At 61.3% G+C, this 8565-nt stretch carries 7 protein-coding genes; 4 read left to right on the plus strand and 3 right to left on the minus strand.

All coding sequences use genetic code 11. From position 1 onward, the window contains the following. Positions 1-108: 108 nt before the first annotated feature. Positions 109-2595, plus strand: a complete 2487-nt coding sequence (locus PG896_RS19770; protein ID WP_270836118.1) for a putative bifunctional diguanylate cyclase/phosphodiesterase — start codon at positions 109-111, stop codon at positions 2593-2595. Between the two features lie 51 nt (positions 2596-2646). After that, positions 2647-3405 (plus strand): class I SAM-dependent methyltransferase, encoded by a 759-nt coding sequence (locus PG896_RS19775; protein ID WP_010672365.1) that lies wholly within the window; start codon positions 2647-2649, stop codon positions 3403-3405. A 70-nt stretch (positions 3406-3475) separates the two neighbouring features. Here the strand turns inward: PG896_RS19775 and PG896_RS19780 are convergent, their stop codons facing one another. The 3 genes from PG896_RS19780 to rhlB are packed head-to-tail and all read right to left on the minus strand — an operon-like array spanning position 3476 to position 6542. After that, positions 3476-3736, minus strand: coding sequence for a Rho-binding antiterminator (locus tag PG896_RS19780; protein ID WP_171865779.1), 261 nt, complete (start codon positions 3734-3736; stop codon positions 3476-3478). Positions 3737-3748: 12 nt separating this feature from the next. Further along, positions 3749-5239, minus strand: coding sequence for a guanosine-5'-triphosphate,3'-diphosphate diphosphatase (gene gppA / locus PG896_RS19785; RefSeq protein ID WP_042017418.1), 1491 nt, complete (start codon positions 5237-5239; stop codon positions 3749-3751). Positions 5240-5252: 13 nt separating this feature from the next. Then, on the minus strand, positions 5253-6542 hold the full coding sequence (rhlB, locus tag PG896_RS19790; protein ID WP_029313424.1) for an ATP-dependent RNA helicase RhlB: 1290 nt from the start codon (positions 6540-6542) through the stop codon (positions 5253-5255). Between the two features lie 113 nt (positions 6543-6655). On the opposite strand from rhlB, the gene trxA reads away from it, so the two are divergent. Next, complete coding sequence (gene trxA, locus PG896_RS19795; protein ID WP_010672369.1) at positions 6656-6982, plus strand: thioredoxin TrxA; 327 nt, start codon at positions 6656-6658, stop codon at positions 6980-6982. Between the two features lie 207 nt (positions 6983-7189). Further along, positions 7190-8455, plus strand: a complete 1266-nt coding sequence (gene rho, locus PG896_RS19800) for a transcription termination factor Rho (protein ID WP_010672370.1) — start codon at positions 7190-7192, stop codon at positions 8453-8455. Positions 8456-8565: the final 110 nt, after the last annotated feature.

Genomic DNA, 8565 nt, shown 5'->3' on the forward strand with positions numbered 1-8565 from the left:
CGATTGGATCGGACATACTGAGTACAGTGAAACCAGAATAGAGCAATTAGATCACATCTTTAATCTGATTGGTATCATTCGAGTGGTCAGGGATATTTTGATGCCTTTGTGAGTGAAATCGCCAACGCGGTGGGGGCTGACTTCGTCCTGGTGTCCGGCAAGGATCAGGCGGGTCTGTTCTTTACCGTGCATGCCGCCTATCCCGCCTCCCTCGACATCAACGCCTACAGCTTCCCCCTCGCCGACACTCCGGGGGAGATCGCCATGCAACAGGGTGAAGCCTGGTTCAGTGATCGCACCCGCCAGCTGTTCCCCCACGCCGCCGTGCTGGAGCGCTGCGAGGTGAGAGCCTATGCCGGCGTCGCGCTCAAGAACGCCGAGGGAGAGACCATCGGCCTGTGCAGCGTCATGTTCAAGCGGGCCATGCCGAGAATGGAGAAGATAGTGGGTCTGCTGCGTCTGCTGGCCCCACTCGCCGGTCGTGAACTGGCGCTGATGTATCAGCAGCGCCAGAGCCAGGAGCAGCCGGCGCAACCGGAACATCACCACTTCCTGGACACCATGATGTCCCATGCGCCCGTGGGCATCGGCAAGGTGGATCTGGGCGGCAAGATCCTCTGGGCGAACCCGGCCATCGAGAAGATGCTCGGCTACAGCCAGGAGGAGCTGCAACAGCTCACCGTCGCCGAAATCAACCACCCGGACGACTGGCAGACCAGTATTGCGCTCTACGACGCCCTCAAGCGGGGAGAGCGTCCCGCGTTTACCCAGGAGAAGCGTTATCTCCATCGGGATGGGACCGTCCTGTGGGGACGGGTGACGGTGACCCTGATCCGCAACGAGCAGATGCACCCCGACTATCTCATGGTGGTGCTGGAGAACATCGATCCCATCAGGCGCCATGCGGAGCAGCTCAAGCTCTCCCACCGGGTCTATGACAACCTCTCCGAAGCCATTCTGGTGTGCGATGCCGACAGTCGCATCATCTCGGTCAATCCGGCCTTCGAGAAGATCACCGGTTACAGCGAGGAGGAGGCGTGTGGCCAGCGGCCCAGCATGCTCAAGTCCGGACTGCACGATCAGACCTTCTATGCGGACATGTACCACGCCCTGGAGCGGGTGGGGATCTGGCGTGGGGAGGTGTGGAACAAGCGCAAGAACGGCAAGCTCTATCCCCAGCAGCTGATGATCAGCGCCGTGCGGGAAGGGGGCAAGATCAGTCAGTACATCGCCATCTTCAGCGATCTTTCCCAGACCAAGCTGGCAGAGCAGAAGATCGCCGCCCAGGCCAACTACGACAACCTCACCGGCCTGCCCAACCGCTGGCTGTTCGGTCGGTGTCTGGCCCGCTTCTGCGAGCGGGGGGAGCGCTTCGCCCTCATGGTGCTCGACCTCAACAACTTCAAGGCGGTCAACAACAGCATGGATCACCATGTGGGCGACGCCCTGCTGCGGGAGGTATCGGATCGGCTGGTGAGCCGGGTGCGCACCGAGGACCTGGTGGCCCGCATCGGCGGCGACGAGTTTGCCTTCCTGGTGCCCGGCATCGTCAACCGCCGTCAGGCCGAGGTGTTTGCCAAGCAGGTGATCGGCGGCTTTGCCCGTCCCTTCATGCTGGCCAACCAGCACCTCTATGTAACCGCCACCCTGGGGATCACCCTCTGTCCCAATGACGGCGGCGACAGCGACGAGCTCTTGCGCAATGCCGAGCAGGCCCTGTTCGTCGCCAAGCGCCAGGGACGTCCCCTCGGCACCTACAACGCCTCCATGCGGGAAGAGGTGAGCCAGCGCCACCAGATGCAGCACGATCTGGCGGAGGCCATCAAGCTGGGCCAGCTGACCATGGCCTACCAGCCCATCTGGGACAACCGCAGCGGCCGGGTCGCCAAGCTGGAGGCCCTGGTGCGCTGGTATCACCCCCACTGGGGTCAGGTCTCACCGGCGGATTTCATCCCGCTGGCGGAAGAGGCGGGGCTCATCCAGGGGCTGGGTGCCCTGGTGCTGTGGCAGTCTTGCCGGGATCTGGCCAGATTGCAGCAGTCCGGCTTCCCGGATCTGCAGATGTCCATCAACCGCTCCACCCTGGAGTTCCAGACCATAGACCCGGAGGCCAACGAGTGGCTCAGGGTGATCCGCCACTTCGAGCTGGATCCGGCGGACATCATCATCGAGATCACCGAATCCCTGCTGATGGAGACCAGCGATCAGCACAGGGTGCGGATCGATGCCCTGCGCGAGGCGGGCTGCAAGCTGGCCATCGACGACTTCGGCACCGGCTACTCGGCACTGAACTACCTGCGTACCTTCCCGGTGGATCTGGTGAAGATCGATCGCTCCTTCGTGCGCCATATTCCCTTCAACGAGCAGGACCGTCTGCTGCTCGACGGCATCATCAACATCGTGCACAACCTCGGCATGCAGGTGGTGATCGAAGGGGTGGAGACCCGGGAGCAGCTCAACTTCCTCTGTCAGAAGGGGTGCGCCTTCACCCAGGGGTATCTGCTCAGCCGCCCGCTGCCTTTCGACGATCTGACCGAGTACCTGAGTCTCAACCGTCAGGGAATGAACCTGGCGAATCTGACCACGGTGAGCTGACCCCCCGCTTCTGCTATCATGCCGGCTTCTGCGCCGTGATGAGTCCATGTTATGCCCCATATTCAGGTTTTCAGTGAAGTGCCCGCCCGCGATGGCGAGCTCGACGCCCTGCGCCAGCGCCTTGCCGACGTGGCGTTTCCCGCTCCCTTCGCCCTGGTGCTGACCGAATCGCGGTTGGAGCTGCGCAAGCTGGACGAACCCAAGCTGGGGGCCGTTTATGTGGACTTCGTGGAAGGGGCGGTGGCCCACAGGCGCAAGTTCGGTGGCGGGCGCGGCCAGTCCATCGCCAAGGCGGTGGGATTGAAGTCGGGAGCCATGCCGACCGTGGTGGATGCCACCGCCGGGCTCGGGCGCGATGCCTTCGTGCTCGCCTCCCTCGGCTGCAAGGTGACCCTGATCGAACGCAGTCCCGTGGTGGCGGCCCTGCTCCAGGACGGTCTGACCCGGGCGGGGCAGGATCCCGAGATAGGCCCCTGGGTGCGCGAGCGGATGCAACTGCTGCAAGGCCCGGCGGTGGAGACCCTGCTGGCGCTGACCGAGCGGCCGGAGGTCATCTACCTGGATCCCATGTTCCCCCACAAGCAGAAGTCGGCGCTGGTGAAAAAAGAGATGCGGGTGTTCCAGTCCCTGGTGGGGGCGGATCTCGACGCGGATGCCCTGCTGCCGGCGGCGCTCAGGATGGCTGACAAGCGGGTGGTGGTGAAGCGGCCCGACTATGCGGGCTGGCTCAACGAGCACAAGCCCAGTATGGCCATCGAGACCAAGAGCAACCGCTTCGACGTCTACGTGATGGCGGCGCTGGCGAGTTGAGTGGCGACTGGCAGGGAGTCTGAGCGTCAAACCAAGAGGGCCAACCTGATCAGGTTGGCCCTCTTGCTATTCATTGGCTGCGGGGTGGGGCGAAGTGGATCCGCTTTTCTTCCCCTTGCCAGACGAGTTCCAGGGTCGCCAGGTCCGCCAGGCTGAGGCGCTCAGCGCGCTCCAGCAGCAGATACTCCACCCCGCCGCTGGCTTCTATGGTGCGGATCCTGTCCGCCCAGGTTCGTCCATCCCGGTCGGTGATCGTGACGGGCAGCTGCCAGCTGGCGGCGATCTCCAGCCAGTCGTACAGGTCACAGCTGATGGGTTGGTAATCGGCCATGGGGTGTGTGCCTCAGGCTTCCAGCAGCCGGGTGGACCAGCCCATCTTCTGCTGGCGCTCCACCTCGAGGCGCAGCTCGCTGGCGCGCAGGTAGTGTTCGTCCAGCCAACCCTTGGGCAGGGTCAGGGTCAGGGCATCTTCATCGGCTTGCAGCATGAACCTGGGCACAGTGCCCTGGGTCCGGCGCATGCAGAGGATGAGGGAGATGCGCAGGATACGGGCCAGCCGGATCGCCTGGCGACCGGTGACGGCACCCTGTTTCTCCAGTGGCTCCAGCTTGAATTCATCCCGCTGGTTGAACAGCAGGGCCGACAGCAGCTTCTTCTGCGCGGGGGTGAAGCCCGGCATGTCGATGTTGTCGATGATGTAGGCAGCGTGCTGCGGCGCCTTCTTGTACTCGATGCACAGACCGATTTCGTGCAGCAGGGCTGCGTAGCGCAGGATCGGGCGACCGTAGCGCTTGGAGAGGCGCCAGGCCGGCTGCAACTGGGTGAACGCTTCGATGGCGGTGTCGCGGACCCGCTCGGCGTGCTCCTTGTCGAGCTGGTAGCGGCTGATCAGGCTGTCGGCGGTGCGATCCCGGGCATCACAGTCGTGATTGTTGCCGAGCAGGCCGTAGATGAGCCCTTCACGCAGTGCACCGCCCGCCAGGGTCATGCTCTCGATGTCGAGGGTCTCGAAGATGGCGATCAGGATGGCGAGACCGGAGGGGAACACGGTCAGCCGTTCGGCCGCCAGCCCTTCGAGCTGCAACTTATCGAGTCTGCCGCAGGCGATGGCCTGACCCATCAGCTCTTGCAACTTGGGCAGGGTGACCCGCTCGCTCTTGCCCTGGGCCAGCATGATCTCCTGCAGCGCCTGGACGGTGCCGGAGGCGCCGACGCAGGTGCGCCAGCCGAGGACACGGTAGTCCGCAGCCACTTTCTCCAGTACCGCCTTGGCGGCGGCAATGGCCTGGTTGAAGCGCGCCTCGGAGAGCTCGCCATCACCGAAGTGGTTGTTGAGCCAGGTGACGCAGCCCATGTGCAGGCTGTTGAGCAGCTTGGCTTCGCTCTGCTCGCCGATCACCAGCTCGGTGCTGGCGCCGCCGATGTCGATCACCAGCCGATTGCCTTCCCCTGCCGACGTCCAGGAGACTCCTTCATAGATGGTCTTGGCTTCTTCCTCGCCCGAAATGATCTCGATGCTGTGGTTGAGCACCCGTTCCGCTTCGCTGATGAATTCGTCGACGTTGGTGGCCAGGCGCAGGGTGGCGGTGCCCACTACCCGGATATTGTCGGACGGGATGTCCTGCAACTGCTCGGAGAAGAGGCGCAGACAATCCCAGCCCCGCTCCATGGCGGCACGGTTGAGGCGAAAATCGGCATCGAGGCCGGCGGCGAGGCGTACCTTGCGCTTGACCTTGGTGACGGTGCGCAGGGCACCGGCGACCTCGCGCACCACCAGCATGTGAAAGCTGTTGGAGCCGAGGTCGATGGCGGCATAGAGAGGCGAGTTGTGCAACTTGGCCGATCCCTCAGTTCTTGCGGGGGGGGCGACGACGGTTGTTGCTGTTGCCACCGCCCTGGCGATCCCGCATGTTGCGGTTCACCGGCTGGCGGTTGCGGAACACCCGTTTTGGCGCGGTGACGTCATCCAGCAGCGCCTCGCGGTCATACTTGCTGACCGGGATGGGGTGGTGGATGTACTCCTCGATGGCCGGCAGGTTGAAGGCATAGTCTTCACAGGCCAGGCTGATGGAGTGACCGCTTCTGCCGGCGCGGCCGGTACGACCGATGCGGTGGACATAGTCTTCGGCATCATCGGGCAGGTCGTAGTTGAAGACGTGGGTCACGTCGGGGATGTGCAGACCACGGGCGGCCACGTCGGTGGCGACCAGGATATCCAGGGTGCCCTTGGTGAACTCTTCCAGGATCTTCATCCGCTTCTTCTGCGGCACGTCGCCGGTCAGCAGACCGACGCGGTGGCCGTCATTCTCCAGCCAGGCGTGAACGTCTTCACAGACGTGCTTGGTGTTGGCGAAGACGATGGCTTTCTCGGGCCACTCCTCTTCCATCAGGGAGAGCAGCAGCAACATCTTGTCTTCGTTGGAGGGGTAGAAGAGCTCCTCCTTGATCCGCACGCCGGTCATCTGTTCCGGTTCGACCTGCACATGTTCCGGGTGGTTCATGTGTTCATAGGCCAGCTCCTGCACCCGCAGGGAGAGGGTGGCGGAGAACAGCATGCTCAGACGCTCGGTGGCGGGGGGCATGCGGCGGAACAGGAAACGGATGTCCTTGATGAAGCCCAGATCGAACATGCGATCCGCTTCGTCCAGTACCACGACCTGGATGTTGCCGAGATCGATGACCTTGGACTTGAAGTAGTCGATGATGCGACCCGTGGTGCCGATAAGGATGTCGACGCCCTGTTCCAGCACGGCCAGCTGTTTGTCGTAGCCTTCGCCACCATAGGCGAGACCGAGCTTGAGCCCGGTGGAGGCTGACATGCTCTCTGCATCGTTATAGATCTGGACGGCCAGCTCCCGGGTCGGGGCCATGATGATGGCGCGGGGCTGGTTGACGAGGCGCGGCCTGGTCAGCGGATGGGTCAGCAAATAGTTGAATGTCGCCGCCAGGAAAGCCAGGGTTTTGCCGGTCCCCGTCTGGGCCTGACCGGCGAGGTCATGACCTTCAACCAGCAGGGGCAGGGACAGTGCCTGGATGGGCGTACAATAGTGAAATCCCTTTGATTCCAGACCAGCCAGAACTTCGGGTTCGAGGCCCATTTGGGCGAATTTTTCGGTCGTTAGATGTGTTTTGCTCATGGCGGTAGGTTATCAGGTTAGGCTTGCAATAATAAACAGGATCATTTCAAATAGGGCAACTATTGCCTTTGTTGAACCATCAATAAAGCCTTAATTACTGACTGGAGTTGGAGATGAGTGACAAGATTGTTCAGCTGAGCGATGCCAGCTTCGAGGCCGATGTAATCAACGCCGACAGCCCTGTTCTGGTCGATTTCTGGGCCGAATGGTGTGGACCGTGCAAGATGATTGCCCCGATCCTGAACGAAGTTGCTCAGGAATATGAAGGTCGCGTGACCGTGGCGAAATTGAACATCGATCATAACGCCGACACTCCGCCCAAGTACGGCATTCGTGGTATCCCGACCCTGCTGCTGTTCAAGAATGGTGAAGTGGCAGCGACCAAGGTCGGCGCCCTGTCCAAGACCCAACTGAAAGAGTTCCTGGACGGCAACCTGTAATAATCAAGAAGGAGCGCATTGCAATAATGCGCTCCTTGTGTTTTATCACCTAGACGCTCACCCTGATTGGTGCTAGTTTATCGCTCGTTTGCTAACCTTTTTGCCTGACTCTTTGCTTAACTACCAGCCTGGCAAGTCAAATCCGATCAGCATCAATCCAGCAGACTGTCTCCTCATTTCAATCCTTGCTTACAGACTTTCACCACTATGAATCTGACTGAACTTAAGAACACTCCTGTGTCCGAGCTGGTCCAGCTTGGCGAATCCATGGGGTTGGAAAATCTGGCTCGGGCGCACAAGAAAGACATTATCTTTGCAATCCTCAAGGCGCACGCCAAGGGCGGCGAGGATATCTTTGGCGACGGTGTGCTGGAAATCCTGACCGACGGTTTCGGTTTCCTGCGCAGTGCAGACGGCTCTTATCTCGCTGGTCCGGATGACATCTATGTCTCCCCGAGCCAGATCCGCCGCTTCAACCTGCGTACCGGCGACACCATCTCCGGCAAGATCCGGCCGCCGAAAGAGGGCGAGCGCTATTTCGCCCTGCTCAAGGTCAACGACGTCAACTACGACCGTCCGGAAAACTCCCGCAACAAGATCCTGTTTGAAAACCTCACTCCCCTGCACGCCAACGAGCGTCTGCGCATGGAGCGTGGCAACGGTTCCACCGAAGACATCACCGCCCGTGTACTGGATCTGGCATCCCCGATCGGCAAGGGCCAGCGCGGTCTCATCGTTGCACCGCCCAAGGCCGGTAAGACCATGCTGCTGCAGAACATCGCCCAGAGCATCGCCTACAACCACCCGGATTGTGAGCTGATCGTGCTGCTGATTGACGAGCGTCCGGAAGAAGTGACCGAGATGCAGCGGATGGTGAAGGGCGAAGTCATCGCCTCCACCTTCGACGAGCCGGCCTCCCGTCACGTCCAGGTCGCCGAAATGGTGATCGAGAAGGCCAAGCGTCTGGTCGAGCACAAGAAGGATGTGGTGATCCTGCTGGACTCCATCACCCGTCTGGCCCGCGCCTACAACACCGTCATCCCGTCTTCCGGCAAGGTGCTGACCGGTGGTGTGGACGCCAACGCCCTGCACCGTCCGAAGCGTTTCTTCGGTGCGGCGCGCAACGTCGAAGAGGGCGGCAGCCTGACCATCATCGCCACCGCGCTGATCGATACCGGCTCCAAGATGGATGAAGTCATCTACGAAGAGTTCAAGGGTACCGGCAACATGGAACTGCACCTCTCGCGCAAGATTGCCGAGAAGCGCGTCTACCCGGCCATCGACATCACTCGCTCCGGCACCCGCAAGGAAGAGCTGCTGACCGCACCGGACGAGCTGCAGAAGATGTGGATCTTGCGCAAGATCATTCACCCCATGGGCGAGATCGACAGCATCGAGTTCCTCATCGACAAGCTGGCTGCGACCAAGACCAACGACGAGTTCTTCGACTCCATGAAGCGTCAACAGAAGTAACAGCCTCTTCCATGACAAAACCGCGGCCCAGGTCGTAATGCCGATCAGTTAAGGATCCATTGACCGATCCTCAGGCTGTGTAAGAATCCGAAACTCCTTGTTGGGTTTCG

Source organism: Aeromonas sp. QDB30 (assembly GCF_027707645.1).
Lineage (GTDB): Bacteria > Pseudomonadota > Gammaproteobacteria > Enterobacterales > Aeromonadaceae > Aeromonas > Aeromonas caviae.

Excerpts from the sequence above, each read along its gene's own strand:
- PG896_RS19775 (WP_010672365.1), top strand. The coding sequence starts at position 2,647 with ATGCCCCATATTCAGGTTTTCAGTGAAGTGCCCGCCCGCGATGGCGAG.
- PG896_RS19780 (WP_171865779.1), bottom strand. The coding sequence starts at position 3,736 with ATGGCCGATTACCAACCCATCAGCTGTGACCTGTACGACTGGCTGGAG.
- rhlB (WP_029313424.1), bottom strand. The coding sequence starts at position 6,542 with ATGAGCAAAACACATCTAACGACCGAAAAATTCGCCCAAATGGGCCTC.
- trxA (WP_010672369.1), top strand. The coding sequence starts at position 6,656 with ATGAGTGACAAGATTGTTCAGCTGAGCGATGCCAGCTTCGAGGCCGAT.
- rho (WP_010672370.1), top strand. The coding sequence starts at position 7,190 with ATGAATCTGACTGAACTTAAGAACACTCCTGTGTCCGAGCTGGTCCAG.